Source organism: Alloyangia mangrovi, from assembly GCF_002300555.2.
Taxonomy (GTDB): Bacteria; Pseudomonadota; Alphaproteobacteria; order Rhodobacterales; family Rhodobacteraceae; genus Salipiger; species Salipiger mangrovi.
Genome location: NZ_NTHN02000011.1, coordinates 47585 through 63898 on the forward strand (window position 1 = coordinate 47585; position 16314 = coordinate 63898).

Annotated in this window: 13 protein-coding genes, 4 pseudogenes and 1 riboswitch; of the genes and pseudogenes, 9 read left to right on the plus strand and 8 right to left on the minus strand. The window is 67.6% G+C overall.

Translation table 11 applies throughout. The features are described 5' to 3' along the window. Positions 1-64: 64 nt before the first annotated feature. From CLG85_RS08260 to gcvP, 4 genes and pseudogenes are all read left to right on the plus strand, one after another. Positions 65-553, plus strand: coding sequence for an RrF2 family transcriptional regulator (locus CLG85_RS08260; RefSeq protein ID WP_095884016.1), 489 nt, complete (start codon positions 65-67; stop codon positions 551-553). A 10-nt stretch (positions 554-563) separates the two neighbouring features. Beyond that, positions 564-648: riboswitch (glycine riboswitch) on the plus strand. 153 nt (positions 649-801) lie between these two features. Further along, positions 802-1929 carry a glycine cleavage system aminomethyltransferase GcvT gene (gene gcvT / locus CLG85_RS08265; protein WP_095884017.1) on the plus strand — a complete coding sequence of 376 codons (1128 nt, stop codon included), beginning with the start codon at positions 802-804 and terminating at the stop codon, positions 1927-1929. 19 nt (positions 1930-1948) lie between these two features. Beyond that, the gene (gene gcvH, locus CLG85_RS08270; protein WP_095884018.1) at positions 1949-2308 is read left to right on the plus strand and encodes a glycine cleavage system protein GcvH; all 360 of its coding nucleotides are present in this window, start codon (positions 1949-1951) and stop codon (positions 2306-2308) included. A gap of 135 nt (positions 2309-2443) precedes the next feature. Next, positions 2444-5294: pseudogene (gene gcvP, locus CLG85_RS08275) on the plus strand (aminomethyl-transferring glycine dehydrogenase). 176 nt (positions 5295-5470) lie between these two features. Here the strand turns inward: gcvP and CLG85_RS08280 are convergent. The 4 genes and pseudogenes from CLG85_RS08280 to CLG85_RS28075 form a co-directional block, all read right to left on the minus strand. After that, a complete protein-coding gene (locus CLG85_RS08280; protein WP_095884103.1) occupies positions 5471-6352 on the minus strand; it encodes an inositol monophosphatase family protein in 882 nt (293 codons plus the stop codon). A gap of 70 nt (positions 6353-6422) precedes the next feature. Next, positions 6423-8949: pseudogene (locus CLG85_RS08285) on the minus strand (ABC transporter permease). Between the two features lie 10 nt (positions 8950-8959). Next, positions 8960-9463, minus strand: a complete 504-nt coding sequence (locus tag CLG85_RS08290; RefSeq protein ID WP_512699367.1) for an ABC transporter ATP-binding protein — start codon at positions 9461-9463, stop codon at positions 8960-8962. Next, positions 9399-9539 (minus strand): hypothetical protein, encoded by a 141-nt coding sequence (locus CLG85_RS28075; protein WP_512699366.1) that lies wholly within the window; start codon positions 9537-9539, stop codon positions 9399-9401. The genes CLG85_RS08290 and CLG85_RS28075 overlap by 65 nt, the downstream gene beginning before the upstream one ends. A gap of 140 nt (positions 9540-9679) precedes the next feature. Between CLG85_RS28075 and CLG85_RS08295 the strand changes: the two are divergent. After that, positions 9680-10352, plus strand: a pseudogene (locus CLG85_RS08295) (arylesterase). Positions 10353-10884: 532 nt separating this feature from the next. Here the strand turns inward: CLG85_RS08295 and CLG85_RS08300 are convergent. Beyond that, positions 10885-11445 (minus strand): L,D-transpeptidase, encoded by a 561-nt coding sequence (locus CLG85_RS08300; protein ID WP_095880784.1) that lies wholly within the window; start codon positions 11443-11445, stop codon positions 10885-10887. Between the two features lie 139 nt (positions 11446-11584). Here CLG85_RS08300 and trxC point away from each other — a divergent pair, with 139 nt between their 5' ends. After that, positions 11585-12019, plus strand: coding sequence for a thioredoxin TrxC (trxC, locus tag CLG85_RS08305; RefSeq protein WP_095880783.1), 435 nt, complete (start codon positions 11585-11587; stop codon positions 12017-12019). 24 nt (positions 12020-12043) lie between these two features. Here the strand turns inward: trxC and CLG85_RS08310 are convergent, their stop codons facing one another. From CLG85_RS08310 to CLG85_RS08320, 3 genes are read right to left on the minus strand one after another with little or no spacing between them, the layout of a single operon-like run. Further along, positions 12044-12655, minus strand: a complete 612-nt coding sequence (locus tag CLG85_RS08310) for a MotE family protein (RefSeq protein WP_095880782.1) — start codon at positions 12653-12655, stop codon at positions 12044-12046. Positions 12656-12657: 2 nt separating this feature from the next. Then, a complete protein-coding gene (locus CLG85_RS08315; protein ID WP_095880781.1) occupies positions 12658-13071 on the minus strand; it encodes a hypothetical protein in 414 nt (137 codons plus the stop codon). 9 nt (positions 13072-13080) lie between these two features. After that, positions 13081-13656: a flagellar basal body-associated FliL family protein gene (locus CLG85_RS08320; protein ID WP_095880780.1), complete on the minus strand. Its 576-nt coding sequence runs from the start codon at positions 13654-13656 to the stop codon at positions 13081-13083. A gap of 164 nt (positions 13657-13820) precedes the next feature. Between CLG85_RS08320 and fliF the strand changes: the two genes are divergently transcribed. The 3 genes and pseudogenes from fliF to CLG85_RS08335 all read left to right on the plus strand — a co-directional run bounded on the left by fliF (position 13821) and on the right by CLG85_RS08335 (position 16312). Next, a complete protein-coding gene (gene fliF, locus CLG85_RS08325) occupies positions 13821-15419 on the plus strand; it encodes a flagellar basal-body MS-ring/collar protein FliF (protein ID WP_095880779.1) in 1599 nt (532 codons plus the stop codon). Then, entirely contained in the window at positions 15416-16021 is a 606-nt protein-coding gene (locus CLG85_RS08330) for a FliH/SctL family protein (protein ID WP_095880778.1), read from the plus strand. The genes fliF and CLG85_RS08330 overlap by 4 nt, the downstream gene beginning before the upstream one ends. After that, positions 16014-16312, plus strand: a pseudogene (locus CLG85_RS08335) (FliM/FliN family flagellar motor switch protein). Before CLG85_RS08330 ends, CLG85_RS08335 begins: the two are co-directional and overlap by 8 nt. The last annotated feature ends 2 nt before the right edge of the window (positions 16313-16314 follow it).

The window sequence follows — 16314 nt, forward strand, 5'->3', positions numbered from 1 at the left end:
CAATTCAACCTTTGCCCGAACCCTGTACTTAACCCGCCAATCATTCAAAGCGAGGATATTTCCCGTGCGCGTGACGAAGAGAACGAATATCGCGATCCGTGTCCTGATGCATTGCGCGGCCAACACAGGGCGTCTGGTAACCAAATCCGAGATCGCCAGATGCTGCAATGCCTCTGAAAATCATCTGGCGCAGGTCATCAACCAATTGGCACAACTTGGATTTCTCAGCACACACCGCGGCCGCAATGGCGGCTTGGAACTGGCGCGCCCGGCCAGCCAGATCCAGATCGGCGAGGTCTTCCGGACACTCGAATCCCCGGTGCCGCTGGCCGAGTGCTTTGCCGATGCCGACAACACCTGCCCGCTGACCGAGGCCTGCCGGCTCCGGCTCGCGCTCTCCGAGGCGGCGAATGCCTTCTACACGACGCTCGATCCGATCACACTCGACGCGCTTGTCTGCGACAATGCCCCGCTGATCGACATCCTCGCGCCGGGCAAGGCCTGTTCGATCCCGCGCAGCACGGGCACGCTTGCGGCGGTCGCGCAAGTATAATAGTTTCACCGCCATCGCGATGGGAGAACCGGCTTGCCGGTGCCGAAGGAGCAACCGCCCCGGAAACTCTCAGGCCACAGGACCTTCGCGGCACTTGAAAACTCTGGAGAGAGGCGCGGGAAGCGCCCGCCGAAGGGATAACGATCTCAGGCGAAAGGACAGAGGGGGCATTTCGGGCACGGGCGGGATCCGTGCGGGGAATGTCCGGGGGCTCTGCGCCATTCCGGGCCGAGAGGATCGGGGAGCGCATGGACGAGCTGAAACGCACGCCATTACACGATTTGCACGTCGAGCTGGGTGCCAAGATGGTGCCCTTTGCCGGTTACGAAATGCCGGTGCAGTACAAGCTCGGGGTGCTCAAGGAACATCTGCACACACGCGAGAAGGCCGGGCTGTTCGACGTCAGCCACATGGGGCAGGTCATCCTGTCCGGCGAGAGCGTGGAGCAGATCGCGCAGGCGCTGGAATCGCTGGTGCCGGTGAACATCGCGGGGCTCGCAGAGAACCGCCAGCGCTACGGCTTCTTCACCAATGACGCCGGCGGGATCGAGGACGACCTGATGATCGCCAACCGCGGCGATCACCTCTTCGTCGTGGTCAACGCCGCCTGCAAGACGCAGGACATGGCGCTGATGCGCGCCGGGCTCGAGCCCAAGGGCGTGACGCCCCGGCTGCTCGGCGACCGCGCGCTGCTGGCGCTGCAGGGTCCGGCGGCCGAGGATGCCCTGGCCGCGCTCAACCCCGCGGTACGCGAGATGCGCTTCATGGATGTCGCCACGGTCGAGCTCTGCGGCGCCGAGTGCTGGATTTCGCGCTCGGGCTACACCGGCGAGGACGGCTTCGAGATCTCGGTGCCCGAGGACAAGGCGGTCGAGCTTGCCCGCGTCCTGCTGGCGCAGGAGGCCGTGGAGCCCATCGGCCTCGGTGCACGCGACTCGCTGCGGCTTGAAGCCGGGCTCTGCCTCTACGGCCATGACATCGACGCGACGACCACCCCCGTCGAGGCGGCGCTGACCTGGGCAATCCAGAAGATCCGCCGCACCGGCGGTGCCCGCGAGGGCGGCTTCCCCGGCGCCGCGAAGATCCTCGCCGAGTTCGACACTGGCGCTTCGCGCGCACGCGTCGGCCTGCGCCCCGAGGGCCGTGCCCCGATGCGCGAAGGTGTGGAGATCTTTGCACAAGAAGAGGGCGGCGCGCCGATCGGCCGTGTCACCTCGGGCGGATTCGGGCCGACCACGGGCACCCCGATCGCCATGGGCTACGTCGATATTGACCACGCCGCCCCCGGCACCAAGCTTTTCGGGGAGGTGCGCGGCAAGCGCCTCGCCGTCGAAGTGGCCGAGATGCCCTTCGTCACCCAGACCTACAAACGCTGACACAGACAGGGACAGCACGATGAAATTTACCGAAGAGCACGAATGGCTCCGCGTCGAGGGCGACCTGGTCGTCGTCGGCATCACCACCCACGCCGCCGAGCAGCTCGGCGACGTCGTCTTCGTGGAACTGCCGGAAGAGGGCTCCACGGTCAGCAAGGACGACGAGGTGGTGGTGATCGAGTCGGTCAAGGCCGCTTCCGACATCCTCGCCCCGCTCGACGGCGAGATCGTCGAGGTGAACAGCCCACTCGCCGACGAGCCGTCGAAGGTCAACGACGACCCCGAGGGCGAGGCCTGGTTCTTCAAGATGAAGATCGAAGACCTCTCGGCGCTCGACGACTACATGGACGAAGCCGCCTACAAGAAGTTCATCGGCTGATGTTCCTCCGCCCTGCCCCGCCGCGCCGAGCGGCGGTGCCGCAGGGCCGGCGCGCACTTGAAGAAAGATGAAAGGGGCAGGGCCTTACCTTGCCCCCAGATCCCTGCTGAACCTGCTGTTTCGGGACAGATCCTCATGGCCTTCACGCCCACAGACTACCTGCCGTATGATTTCGCCAACCGCCGTCACATCGGGCCCTCGCCCAAGGAGATGGCGCAGATGTTCGAGGTGCTGGGGGTCAAGGACCTCGACGCGCTGATCAAGCAGACCGTGCCCGCCGGCATCCGCCAGGCCGAGGCGCTGGACCTGGGCAAGCCCATGTCCGAGCGCGAGATGCTTTGGCACATGCGCGAGGTCGCCAAGAAGAACAAGGTTCTCACCTCGCTGATCGGCCAGGGTTACCACGGCACCGTCACCCCGCCAGCGATCCAGCGCAACATCTTCGAGAACCCCGCCTGGTACACCGCCTACACACCCTACCAGCCCGAGATCTCGCAGGGCCGGCTCGAGGCGCTGCTGAACTACCAGACCATGGTGTCGGACCTCACCGGTCTCGAGATCGCCAATGCATCCCTGCTCGACGAGGCCACCGCCTGCGCCGAAGCGATGACTATGGCGCAGCGCGTGGCGAAATCGAAGGCCACGGCCTTTTTTCGTCGACGAGAACTGCCACCCGCAGAACATCGCGGTGATGAAGACCCGCGCCGAGCCCCTTGGCATTGAAATCATCGTCGCCAGACCTGACGCGCTCGAGGCCGACAAGGTCTTTGGCGCGATCTTCCAGTACCCGGGCACGCACGGCCACGTGCGTGACCTCACCCCCGAGATGGAGGCGCTGCACGCCGCCAAGGCGATCGGCATCGTCGCCGCCGACCCGATGGCGCTCTGCCTGCTGAAGGAGCCGGGCGCGATGGGCGCGGATATCGCCGTCGGCTCGACCCAGCGCTTCGGCGTGCCGCTCGGCTACGGCGGCCCGCACGCCGCCTATATGGCGACCCGCGACGCCTATAAGCGCTCCATGCCCGGCCGCATCGTCGGCGTGTCGATCGACAGCCACGGCAACCGCGCCTACCGCCTCGCGCTGCAGACCCGCGAGCAGCACATCCGCCGCGAGAAGGCCACGTCCAACGTCTGCACCGCGCAGGCGCTGCTGGCGGTGATGGCAGGCTTCTACGCCGTGTTCCACGGCCCCGAGGGGCTGAAGGCCATCGCGCAGCGCATCCACCGCAAGACCGAACGGCTGGCGCGCGGTCTGGAAGAGGCCGGCTTCAAGGTCGAGCCAGAGACCTTCTTCGACACGATCACAGTGGATGTCGGCCTGCTGCAGCAGGGCGTGCTGCGCGCCGCTGTCAAGGAAGGCGTCAACCTGCGCAAGGTCGGCGAGACCCGCGTCGGCATCACCCTCGACGAGACCACCCGCCCGGCCACCATCGAGGCGGTCTGGCGCGCCTTCGGCCTGCTGCGCAAGGACGAGGATTTCGCCCCGCGCTACCGCCTGCCGGAAGATGCGCTGCGCACCAGCAGCTATCTCACCCACGAGGTCTTCCACATGAACCGGGCCGAGACCGAGATGATGCGCTACATGCGCCGCCTCGCGGACCGCGACCTGGCGCTCGACCGGGCGATGATCCCGCTTGGCTCCTGCACGATGAAGCTCAACGCCGCCGCCGAGATGATGCCGGTGAGCTGGCCCGAGTTCGCCGGGCTGCACCCCTACGTGCCCGAGGACCAGGCCCTTGGCTACAAGCAGATGATCGACGATCTGTCGGACAAGCTCTGCCAGGTCACCGGCTATGACGCCTTCACCATGCAGCCGAACTCCGGCGCGCAGGGCGAATACGCGGGCCTGCTGACCATCGCCTCGTGGCAGCGCGAACGCGGCGAGGGCCAGCGCAACGTCTGCCTGATCCCGGTCAACGCCCATGGCACCAACCCCGCCTCGGCGCAGATGGTCGGCTGGAAGGTCGTGCCGGTGAAATGCGACGAAAAGGGCTCGATCGACCTCGTGGACTTCCGCGCCAAGGCCGAGCAGTACAGCGAGACGCTGGCGGCCTGCATGATCACCTATCCCTCGACCCACGGCGTCTTCGAGGAGACGGTGCGCGACGTCTGCGCGATCACCCATGAACACGGCGGACAGGTCTATATCGACGGCGCCAACATGAACGCCATGGTGGGCCTCTCGCGCCCCGGCGATCTCGGCGGCGACGTCAGCCACCTCAACCTGCACAAGACTTTCTGCATCCCGCATGGCGGCGGCGGCCCTGGCATGGGTCCGATCGGCGTCAAGGAGCACCTGGTCCCGCACCTGCCCTCGCACCCGCTCGAGGACGGCATCGCCGGACCGGTCTCCGCCGCGCCCTATGGCTCGCCCTCGCTGCTGCCGATCTCCTGGGGCTACATCCAGATGATGGGCGGCGCGGGTCTCACCCAGGCGACGCGGGTGGCGATCCTCAACGCCAATTACATCGCGACCCGGCTCTCGGGCGCCTACGAGGTGCTCTACACCGGCCACGAGGGCCGCGTGGCGCATGAGTGCATCCTCGACGTGCGCCCCTTCGCCGACAGCTGCGGCATCACCGTGGACGATGTCGCCAAGCGCCTCATCGACTGCGGCTTCCACGCGCCGACCATGAGCTTCCCTGTCCCGGGCACGCTGATGATCGAGCCGACGGAGTCGGAGACCAAGGCCGAGCTCGACCGTTTCTGCGACGCCATGCTGGCGATCCGCGAGGAGATCCGCGCGGTGGAAGAGGGCAAGGCCGACCCCGAGAACAACCCGCTTAAACACGCGCCGCACACGATGGAAGACCTCGTGCGCGACTGGGACCGGCCCTACAGCCGCGAACAGGGCTGCTTCCCGCCGGGCGCCTTCCGGGTCGACAAGTACTGGCCGCCGGTCAACCGTGTCGACAACGCCTGGGGTGACCGCAACCTGACCTGCACCTGTCCGCCGATGAGCGACTACGCCGAGGCGGCGGAATAGGAAGCGAGGGGCCAGCCCCTCGCACTCCCCGGGATATTTGACCCTAGAAGAAGCGCCCGCGCTTTCTTCTAGGCAAAAATATCCCCGCCGGAGGCAAGCCGAAGGCTTTCAACGCAAAAGGGCGGGACCAAGGTCCCGCCCTTTTCGTATCTGCCAGTTCGCTTCTGCCAGCCGCCTCAGCCCTTTGCGGGCGCCTCAAGCAGGAAGGCGAAGGCATCGCGGATGCGCTCCCAAGTCTCCTTGTTGGAGGCGCAGAGCAGCACCCCGTCGCGCAGCTTGGCGTTGTATTCGGACCCGTCCAGCATCGCCACGTGGCCGCCGGCGCATCGGGCGATGAGCGCGCCTGCCGCGTGGTCCCAGGGGGTCAGCCGGGCGGAGAAGTGGAAGTCCACCGAGCCCTGCGCGAAGAGCCGGAATTCATGCGCCGAGCAGCGCAGCGTGTGGCTGCGCTCGAAAAGCGGCAGCGCGGCGCCGACCTCGGCGCGCTTCTCCTCGGGCATCAGGTAGAAGGGGATGAACCCCTGCAGCTCCGAGAGCTGCCCGCCCGGCGAGACGCCGAGGCGGCGGGTCAGGCGGCGCTTCGGCAGGAACATCTCGGCGGGGCCGCCGGTCTCGGCCATCACCACGTCGTCCATGATCGGATCGTAGATCATCCCGAAGACCGGCACGCCGAAGCGCGTGGCGGACAGGATGATGCCGAAGGTGGCGAGACCATGCGCGTAGTTCCAAGTCCCGTCTACAGGGTCGATGGTGAAGGCCAGCTCCGCATCGCCGATCCGCTCGCGGATCTCGGGGCGCTCGGCCACGGCCTCCTCGCCGACGATGAGCGCATGCGGGTACATCCGCTGCAGGCCCCGGGCGATCATCGCCTCGGCCCCCTTGTCGGCGGCGGTGACCAAGTCCTGCCGGCCGGTCTTTTCCGAGATCTCCGACGGGTCGAGCGCCCGGAAGCGCGGCAGGATCTCGGCCCGGGCGGCGCGGCGCAGCAGGTTGAGGATGCTGGTCCTTTGCGCCGGGGTGATCGGAGCCGAGATCGGCATCGGCAGGGAATCGGTCATGGGGCAGTCCGTTCGTTTCAGCCAAGGGTCGGCACTGACCTGCCAGCCCCCGCCCCGAGGTTCAAGCCGCTTACTCGCGTGCGCGCAGAACCTGCGCAGGTCTTGCCGACAGGGGCCGCCAGGCGAAGGCGAGACCCGCCAGCAGCGTCGCCACCGCCCCGCCGAGGATGATGCCGAAAGCCGAGCCCCACATCACGCTGAACTCGGTCTCCATGAGGAAATGGCTCACCGCCCAGCCCCCGAGGATACCGGCGATCAGCGCCACTCCGCCCGCCGCCGCGCCAAGCAATGCCGAGCGCAGGGCGAAGCTCTGCAGGATGCGCGCGCGCGACGCACCGAGGGTCTTCAGCACCGCCGCCTCGTAGCTGCGCGCGGCCTCGCCGGCCGAGGCCGCACCGATGAGCACCAGGAAGCCCGTCAGGAGCGTCGCTGCCGCACCCCAGCGGATCGCCCCCGCCACGCCCTCGAGCAGCTCCGAGACGCGGTCGATGGCGTCCCGCACCCGGATCGCGGTGATGTTGGGATAAGCGTCCGCCAGGTCGCGCAGGATCTGCGCCTCGGCCTGCGGCTCGGCGTAGACCGTCGAGATCCAGGTGTGCGGCGCCCCGGCCAGTGCCGAGGGGTTCAGCGACATGACAAAGCCGATCCCGGCGGTCGAGAAATCCACCTCGCGGAAGCTGGTGATCGTGGCGGTGATGTCGCGGCCGAGGATGTTGAGGGTGATCTCGTCGCCGAGCTTGAGACCGATCTCCTCGGCCTCCTCGGCGGCGAAGCTGACCTGCGGCTGGCCGGCGTAATCCTCGGGCCACCATTCGCCGGCGGTGATCGTGGTGCGTTCGTCGGGCTGGGCTGCGTAGGTGAGGCCCCGGTCGCCGCGCACCACCCAGTGGCCACCCGCCACCTCGCGCGCGTCGCGCCCGTTGATCTGGGTGAGGACACCACGCAACATCGGTGCAGTGTCGACACGGCTGACCGCGGGATCGCCCGCCAGCCGCGCCTTGAAGCCCTCGATCTGGTCGGGCTGGATGTCGACGAAGAAGTACGACGGCGCGACCTCGGGCAGGTCGCGCGAGATGGAGGCGCGCAGGTTGCCGTCGATCTGGCCGATCGCGGCCAGCACCGTCAGCCCGAGCCCCAGCGAGAGCACCACCGACGCCGCGGTCTCGCGCGGGCCACCGATGGCCGAGAGCGCCCACCGCAGCGCTGGGTGGCCGCGCGAGAGCGGCGCTGCGCGATGCGCCAGCCAGCGGATCCCGCTGGCGGCGAGCGCGAGGATGGCCAGCGCCGCCATCAACCCGGCCGCTGTCCAAAGCGTGATCTTGCGGTCCCCCGAGAAGAGCGTCGCAGCGCCGACCAGCAGCCCCAGCAACACCAGCGTGGCGATCACGTAGCGTTTTGCCGGCAGACCCCTGGCGCTGTCGAGCGCGTCGCGGAAGAGGGTCGCGGCGCGCACCTCCTCGGTCCGCGCCAGCGGCCAGAGGGTGAAGAGCAACGCAGTCAGCACGCCGTAGAGCGCCGCCTCGACCAGCGGGCCGGGGTAGACGGTGAAGAGCACCGGCACCGGCAGCGCGCTGGCGATGAGCGGTCCGAAAAGCAGCGGGATGCCCGCGCCAAGGATCAACCCCAGTGCGATGCCGACCAGCGACAGCGCGCCGATCTGCAGGAAGTAGGTGAGGAAGATGGTGTTGCGCGAGGCCCCCAGCGTGCGCAGCGTGGCGATTACCGAGGTCTTGCGCGCAAGATAGGCCCGCACCGCCGCCGAGACGCCGATGCCTCCCACCGCCAGCCCCGAGAGCCCGACCAGCACGAGGAAGCGCCCCAGCCGCTCGACGAATCGCGCGATGCCGGGCGCGCCGTTGCGCGAATCGCGCCAGCGGATGCCGCCCTCGCGGTAGCGTTCCGCCGCCTCGGTCTTCAGCGCCTCGAGATCGCTGCCGGGCGGAAGCCGCAGGCGGTATTGGCTTTCATAGAGCGAGCCGGGGGCAAGAAGCCCGCTTCCCTCCAGGTCGGCGGTGCGCACCAGCGTGCGCGGGCCAAGCCCGAAGCCGTCGCCCGCATCATCGGGCTCGCGCAGGATCACCGCCGATAGGGTAAAGGCCTGCGTCCCCAGCTTGAAGCTGTCACCCGGCTCAAGCCCCAGCCGGTCGGCCAGCACCGGCGCCATGACGGCCCCCGGCAGCGCCCCCCCCGTCCAGCGCCTGCGCCAGCGGCATCGGCGGGTCGAGCAGCATCTCTCCCAGCAGCGGATAGGCGTCGTCGACGGATTTCACCTGCGTCAGGCCCCGCTCGGTCTCGCCATCGCGCGTGACCGTGGCCATCGACCGGAAATCGGTGACCGCCGAGATATCGGTCGAGATGCCTTCGAGCCAGGCCAGCTCCTCGTCGCTGGCAAAGCGATAGGTGAACTCGGCCTGCGCGTCGCCGCCGAGCAGCACCGCGCCCTGGTCCGAGAGCCCGGCTTCGATGGCGGTGCGCACCGAACCGACCCCGGCGATGGCGGCGACCCCGAGCGCGAGGCAGGCGATGAAGATGCGGAAGCCGTGCACGCCGCCGCGCAGCTCGCGGCGGGCGAAACGGGCTGCGGTGGCAAGGCTCATCACACCGCCCTCATTCCGCCGCCCTCGCCCGGGCGGAGGCGGGGTCGATCCGCCCGTCGGTGAGCCGCACCACGCGGTCGCAGCGCTCGGCCAGCCGGTTGGAGTGAGTGACAAGCACCAGCGTCGCGCCATGCTCGTCGCGCAGCCCGAAGAGTAGGTCCATGATCGCCTGCCCGGTGCTGCCGTCGAGGTTGCCGGTGGGCTCGTCCGCAAGCAAGATCTTCGGCCGCGGCGCCGAGGCTCGGGCAAGCGCCACGCGCTGCTGCTCGCCGCCCGACATTTGAGAGGGGTAATGCCCGGCGCGATGCCCGAGGTTCACCCGCTCCAGCTCGGCCTCGGCGCGTGCAAAGGCATCCTTGTGCCCGGCCAGCTCGAGCGGGGTCGCGACATTCTCGAGCGCGGTCATCGTCGGGATAAGGTTAAACGACTGGAACACCACGCCCATGTGGTCACGTCGAAAGCGCGCCATGCGATCCTCGTCCATCCCGGTGAACTCCTGCCCCAGTACCGACACGCGGCCTGTCGTGGCGCTTTCCAAGCCCCCCCATGACCATCAGCAGCGAGCTTTTCCCCGAGCCGGATGGCCCGATCAGCCCCAGCGTCTCGCCCCGCGCGACCTCCATCGAGATTCCGTGAAGGATTTCGACCGGACCGGCATTGCCCCTGAGGCTGAGGGTGACATCATGCAGGGCAATCACGGGATCGGGCATCGAAAGGGCCTTTCGGGAAAATGGCACGTTCACTGACATATGGGGGCTTTGCCCCGCTCAGCAAGGCTGCGGCCTGCCTTGCTTTTCTGCTTACCCCCCTGCCCGCCTCGGCGCTGGAGATCCTTGCATTGGGTGACAGCCTGACCCAGGGCTACGGTCTGCCCGCGCCGGACGGGCTGGTGCCGCAACTGCAGGGCTGGCTGCAGGCGCGGGGCCACGAGGTGACGGTGATCAACGGCGGCGTGTCCGGAGACACTACGGCGGGGGGGACTGTCGCGGGTCGCCTGGTCGCTCACCCCCGATATCGACGCGATGATCGTGACGCTGGGCGGCAACGACATGATGCGCGGGATCGATCCGGCCAGCTCGCGCAGCAACCTCGACGGCATCTTGAAGGAGGCACAGGCGCGCGATCTGCCGGTGCTTCTGGTGGGGATGACCGCGCCCGGCAATTTCGGGCCGGAGTACAAGGCGCAATTCGATTCGATTTACCCCGAGCTGGCCGAGACCTACGACACCTTGCTTTTCGCGGATTTCTTTGCCGGGTTGCGGGATGGTGGGATGGCGCCGGCGAACCTTGGCGCGGTGATGCAGCCCGATGGCATCCACCCCAATGCCGAGGGGGTGAAACGGGTCGTTGCGGCGCTTGGCCCGAGCGTCGAGGCGCTCATCGCCGAGGTCGAGGACAACTAGCCCGGCGGCCGAACACCCTCTCTTGCGGCCGCCGCGTGGCGTGCCGCTGCAGGCAATCCGCACGGCCCAGGCACACCCGCGCCACGCGAGCGCCCTGCTTACGACCGGACGACCACCGCCTCGTCGGACCTCGCCGCGCCGCCGCGCAGCGTCGCGCAAACGATCGGAAGCAGCCCCGAAACGAGACTGACAGAGAAGTAGAGACCCAGCGCGTTCAATGCTGAGCTGTCGAGGAACAACCACGAAAAAAAGGCCGCAAAAGGCACCCAGGGTGCTGCCGGCCATAAGAGCCACAATCGCCATAGACTTACCCTTCGAATTCTTTTGTATGTCCAGGTCCCGGACATCCGGGCCCCTGATTATGGCCCGATCCTGATTGCGGATTCGGGCCTGAATATGGCATCCCGCGTGACAAAAGCGGAATTTTTTCGTTCAAATCAATATACTAAAATGCAGATGACTATCCTTTGGATGACGGCCCCTACCGGGGCCGCCGCCGCTTTCGTGCCACGCGGTGTCGCGTGGCGGGCGCTCAGATCACCGTCACCTTCGTGCCCACCGGGACCCTCTGGTAGAGATCGATGACATGCTCGTTGATCATCCGGATACAGCCGTTCGACACCGAGCGGCCAATGGTGCCGGGCTGGGTGGTGCCGTGAATCCGGAAGAAGGTATCACGCCCGTTCTGGAACAGGTAGAGCGCGCGCGCGCCGAGCGGATTGCCGGGTCCACCGGGCTCGACATAATCGTTGTCCTTAAACTTGGCGTAGGTCTGCGGCTCGCGCTCGATCATCTCGTTGGTCGGGCGCCAGGTGGGCCATTCCTTCTTGACCTGGATGACTGCCTCGCCGGTGAACTCCAGCCCGGCTTTGCCGACGCCGACACCGTAGCGCAGCGCCTCGCCGGGGCCGGTGATGAAATACAGAAAATGCGCGCGCGGCATGATGAGAATCTGCCCCGGCTGCATGTCGCTGCGCATGCGCACGGGTTGCGGCGCGAATTTCGGATCGAGCGTATAGGCGGACGCCGGGGCTGCGGCGGCCAGAAGCGCCCCTGCGCTGGCCGTGGCGACGAATTTGCGACGGGTGATCATGGGCACCTCTCCGGTTTGGTCTTAAGGCATAGGGATTCTGTTTCCGCAGCGCATAAAATCAATGGGAAACGGTTAGGGGGATTGTCACAATTGCACGCAGAACACATATCAGTTGAAATGAATGTATGGAGATCAAGAAATGGTCAAGCTTGTCTGCCTTGAGTGTGGCCAGACCAACCGCGTCCCGCAAGACCGACTCGACGCTGGCCCCAAATGCGGCACCTGCGGCGCGGCGCTGATGGACGGCAAGGCGCATGAGATCGACGCCCAGACCCTCGCCAAGATGATCCGCACCGACGAGGCGCCGCTGGTGGTGGATTTCTGGGCCCCTTGGTGCGGCCCCTGCCGGATGATGGCGCCGGAGTATTCCAAGGCGGCCAGCGCGCTCAAGGGCAAGGCCCGGCTGGTCAAGTTGAACACCGAACAGCATCAGCAGGCGGCTGCGCAATTCGGCATTCGCGGCATTCCCACGCTCATCGCCTTTGGCAAGGGGCGCGAGGCCGCGCGGCAGTCCGGCGCCCTGCCCGCCGCGCAGATCGAGGCCTTTGCCCTGCGCTCCCCCGGAGGGCGCTGAGCATCGCCACGCCGCGCGCCGCGGCTAGTTCTTCGGCGCGTTGGCGTTCCGGCCGGCCAGCATGACGCTGATTGTATAGGCGAGCTGGGGGTCCATTCCCGAGAGAATCGCCGCGGCCGCATCCGGGCGCATCCGCCCGAGAAACCCGGCGGCGAAGTCGGGCTCCATCTGCGAAAAGACCGCCGCGGCCTCGCGCGGCTTCATGTTGGCATAGACCTGCGTAAGCTGGGCTACGTCGTCCTCGGCCGCGGTCTCTGCCATGGCGAGCGTGGCGCGCAGGCGCTGCTCGGTCTCCTCCATGGCGGCCAGCTTCTGATCGATCGTGCCTTCGGCCAACTGCAGAGCCTGCTGCCGGCTGCGCAGCTCGGTCTCGCGCTGCGCGACCTCTGCTTCGCGCGCCCGAAGCGCTGCGAGCGCCGGCGCGAGGTCTTCCTCGCCGACGCAGGTTCCGGGAGCGGCGGACCCATCCGCATGCGCTGCCATCTCCGGCTCCCCCGCCGCGTCCTTTGGCAGATTGTCCAGAGCCTGCGCGGCACCGGCACCAAGCCGCACCATGGCCGAGGCGATCATCAAGGCGCTGATGATCGCCAGCACGCCCCGCCCGCGACCGGGAATCGCCCTGCGCCAGGAGGCCATCGTCACGCGGCGCCGCTGCGCGAGTGGCGCAGGAAGACCGGCTCTGCATAACCCGTTTCGGCCTCCGGCTCTGGGAGCTTGGCCTTGGCGGTGGCACTGGTCCCCGCACCCTTGCCGGGATCCCCGGCAACTTCGGGCAGGTCATGCAACGAGGCAATCAACAGCTCCAGACGGTGCGACACCTGCTCGCCCCGTGTGGTCAGATCGCTCAGCGTCTCGCCGGATTTTCCCGCCGCCTGCTGCGCCGCCTCTAGCGTCCGGGTGAGATCATCGACCTGTGCCGAGAGCACCGCCACCGCACCGCCGACCCCCTTTTCGAGGTCGGTGAAACGGGTCAGGCGCCGCGACAGGACAAAACAGTAGAAGCCTGCGCCAAGCGCTCCGGCCGCCAGCAGGATATCGGCAATCATCTCCATAAGGCCCCCTCAGTTCAGGACAAATTCGGTCACCAGCAGATCGCGGACCCTGTCCTCTCCGGCGACCATCTGGATCCGGCGCAGCATCTGCGCGCGCAGCCGGATGAGCGCGCCCTGCGCCTCAACGTCGCCCGGCTCGAGCGCGCGCAGGTAGGTGTTCAGCACGTCGAGGATCCGCGGCATGAGCGCTTCGACCTCGGCGCGCTGGACCGGCGCCACCTCGAGTTGCGCGGTAAAGCGCAGGTGGTGCAAGGCGGTCACCGGTCCGAGCGAGGCAACGAGTTGCGGCAACTCGATGAATTCCGCGGCCCCACCGACCTCGCCATGTCCGCCCCCTTGTCCGTCCACCTGTACGCCGCCATGCGCCTCCGTCGCCCCATGCCCCGCGGCTGTCTCCGCGCCATGCTCCCCGACCCCGCCGCTCGGGGCAGCGCTGCCGAACGGCAGCATCCCCGAGAAGGCCGCGTAAAAGCCGCCACCACCCCCAAGCAGAGCCAGCAGCAGCCCGATCAGAAGCGGGAGTTTCGATCCTTTTTTCGGCGGCGGGTCGTCTTCGCCGGCCGCGTCGGCGGTGGCGTCGGTCATGGGGCACCTCATGTCTGGCACGCTGCTTATAGGCGCAGAGAGGCTAACCGATTATTAAGTCCAATCGGCCAAACATGCTGCCATCTGACATCTCCCGGGGCCGGTCTCCGGAACAGCACGGCCCTCCGACCGCATCCACGGCCGGAGCCGAGACGGAGGCCTATTTGCAGCAGCTCGCGACAGTCTGGAACGCGCTCACCCCACGCCGCCGCGCGGTGGCCCTCGGGGCCACGCTGGCGATGGTCCTGGCGGTTTTCGGCCTTGCCCGCGTGGCGAGTGCGCCGCCCATGTCGCTGCTCTACGCCGGGCTCGAGAACGGTGCCGCGGGCGAGGTGGTCGAGGCGCTCGAGTCGCGCGGCATTCCCTTCGAGGTGCGCGCTGGCGCGATCTTCGTGCCCGACGCGCAACGCGACGCCCTGCGTATGACCCTCGCCAGCGAGGGGCTGCCGGCCAACAGCACCCAGGGATACGAGCTGCTTGATACCCTCTCCGGATTCGGCACCACGTCGCAGATGTTCGACGCAGCCTACTGGCGCGCGAAAGAGGGCGAGCTGGCGCGCACCATCGTTGCCAGCCCGCTCATCGTCTCGGCCCGCGTGCATATCGCGAATTCCAGCGCGAATCCCTTCCAGCGGGACGTCACGCCCTCTGCCTCGATCTCGGTCACCGCGACGGGGGCGGCGATCACCCCGGCCCAGGCGCGCGCGCTGAAATACCTCGTCGCCTCGGCCGTTCCCGGCCTCGTGCCCGAGGAGGTGGCGGTGATCGACAGCGTCGCAGGGCTCATCGGCAGCGAAGACGAGCCCGGCAGCGGCCCCAGCGCCGAGGACCGCGCGCTGGCGCTGCGCGACCGGGTGCAGCGGCTTATGGAGGCCAGGGTCGGCGCCGGAAACGCCGTGGTCGAGGTCAGTGTCGACACGGTGACCGAGAGCGAATCGATCCGCGAGCGACGCTTCGACCCCGAAGGGCGCGTCGCGATCTCGACCGACACCGAGGAGGAGAGCAACAGCGATCAGAACAGTGGCAGCCCGAACGTCACCGTCGCCTCGAACCTGCCGGACGGCCAGGCCGGCGGCAACCAATCCTCCTCGAGCCAGAGCAGCGACACGCGTGAGAGGGTGAACTACGAGGTCTCGGAAACCCTGCGCGAAATCACCCGCGTCCCCGGTGCGGTGCGCCGGCTGACCGTCGCAGTGCTAGTCAATGGCCGGTTCGAGACCGCCGCCGACGGGACGCAGACCTTCGTTCCCCTGCCCGACACGGAGCTCGCGGCGCTGCGCGATCTCGTCGCCTCCGCCGTCGGCTTCGACGAAGCGCGCGGCGACCAGATAACCCTTCGCTCGCTGCCATTCGAGCGGCCCGAGGGCCTGGGGACCGGTCCCATCGAGCCCGGCTGGTTCTCGATGCCGCTCGACCCGATGACGCTGATCCAACTCGGCGTGCTCGCCGGTGTCGCGCTCATTCTGGGGCTCTTCGTCGTGCGTCCGATCCTTGCCGGGAAAGGCACCCCTGCGCCGCTTGCCCTGCCCGGTGCCGAACCGGCGGCCGAAGCGCTGAGCGGCGAAATCGAGGATGACGACGGTTTCGCCCCCCTCCCCTCGCTTGGCAGCGGACCCGATTTCGGCGGGCTCGGCATGGTTGATTTCGACTCCCCGACCGAAGAGGACCCGGTGGACCGGCTGCGCGCTCTCATAGAGGAACGAAAAACCGAAACAGTGGAGATTCTGCGCAGCTGGCTCGATGAAAAGGAAGAGGCGAAGTGAACGATCTGCGGAGCTTCCTCGAGGATTTCTCGCATCAGCACTCCAAGCCCGAGGCTGCCGCTGCCAGTGTCGGCACGGCGGAAATCGAGGCGGCGAAACTTGAGTCCTTCGAGTCTGGTTACCGCGCCGGCTGGGACGATGCCATCAAGGCGCAATCCGAGGAGTCAGGACGCATCGCCAGCGATTTCTCGCAGAGCCTCCAGGATCTTTCCTTCACCTACAACGAGGCGTACCGGCAGATGCTCGACGCGGTGACACCGCTGCTCGAGGACATGCTGCAGGCGCTGCTGCCCCGGCTGCTGCACGAGACGCTCGGGCTGCACCTGCGCGAGCAGCTGGGCGCCATGGCGCAGGAGATCGCGCGGCGCGAGGTGCTGATTGCCGTGGCCCCGGGCACCTCGGAACAGGTCGCGCCCCTGCTGGAACAGGATTTCGGCTTCCCGCTGCGTCTCGAGGAGGATGAAACCCTCGCCGAGGGACAGGCCGACCTGCGCTTCGGCGACACCGAACGACAGATCGACCTGAGCGGTCTCCTCGACGAGGTGACACGCGCGGTCGAGGGCTTCGCGCATGACACCCGGAGGAACGCAGCGCATGGATGAGACTTTGGAAAACGGCGGCCCCATCGAGGGCGGTGTGCGCAGCGCAGCCTTCACCTCGGTGCCGATCGAGATCACCGTTTCCGTCGGCGCGCCCGCCCGCTGGTGCGAGAGCTTCTGAAACTCGGCGAAGGCTCGGTGCTCACCCTTGACCGCCGACTCGAAGACCCCGTCGAGCTCTACGTCGGCGACAAGCTGATCGGCACCGGCGCGCTTGAGGTCACCGGGGAGGGTGAGACCGCGCAGCTGGCGGTGCGGCTGCTCGAGGTTATGGACATCCAGAGCCCGGGTTGATC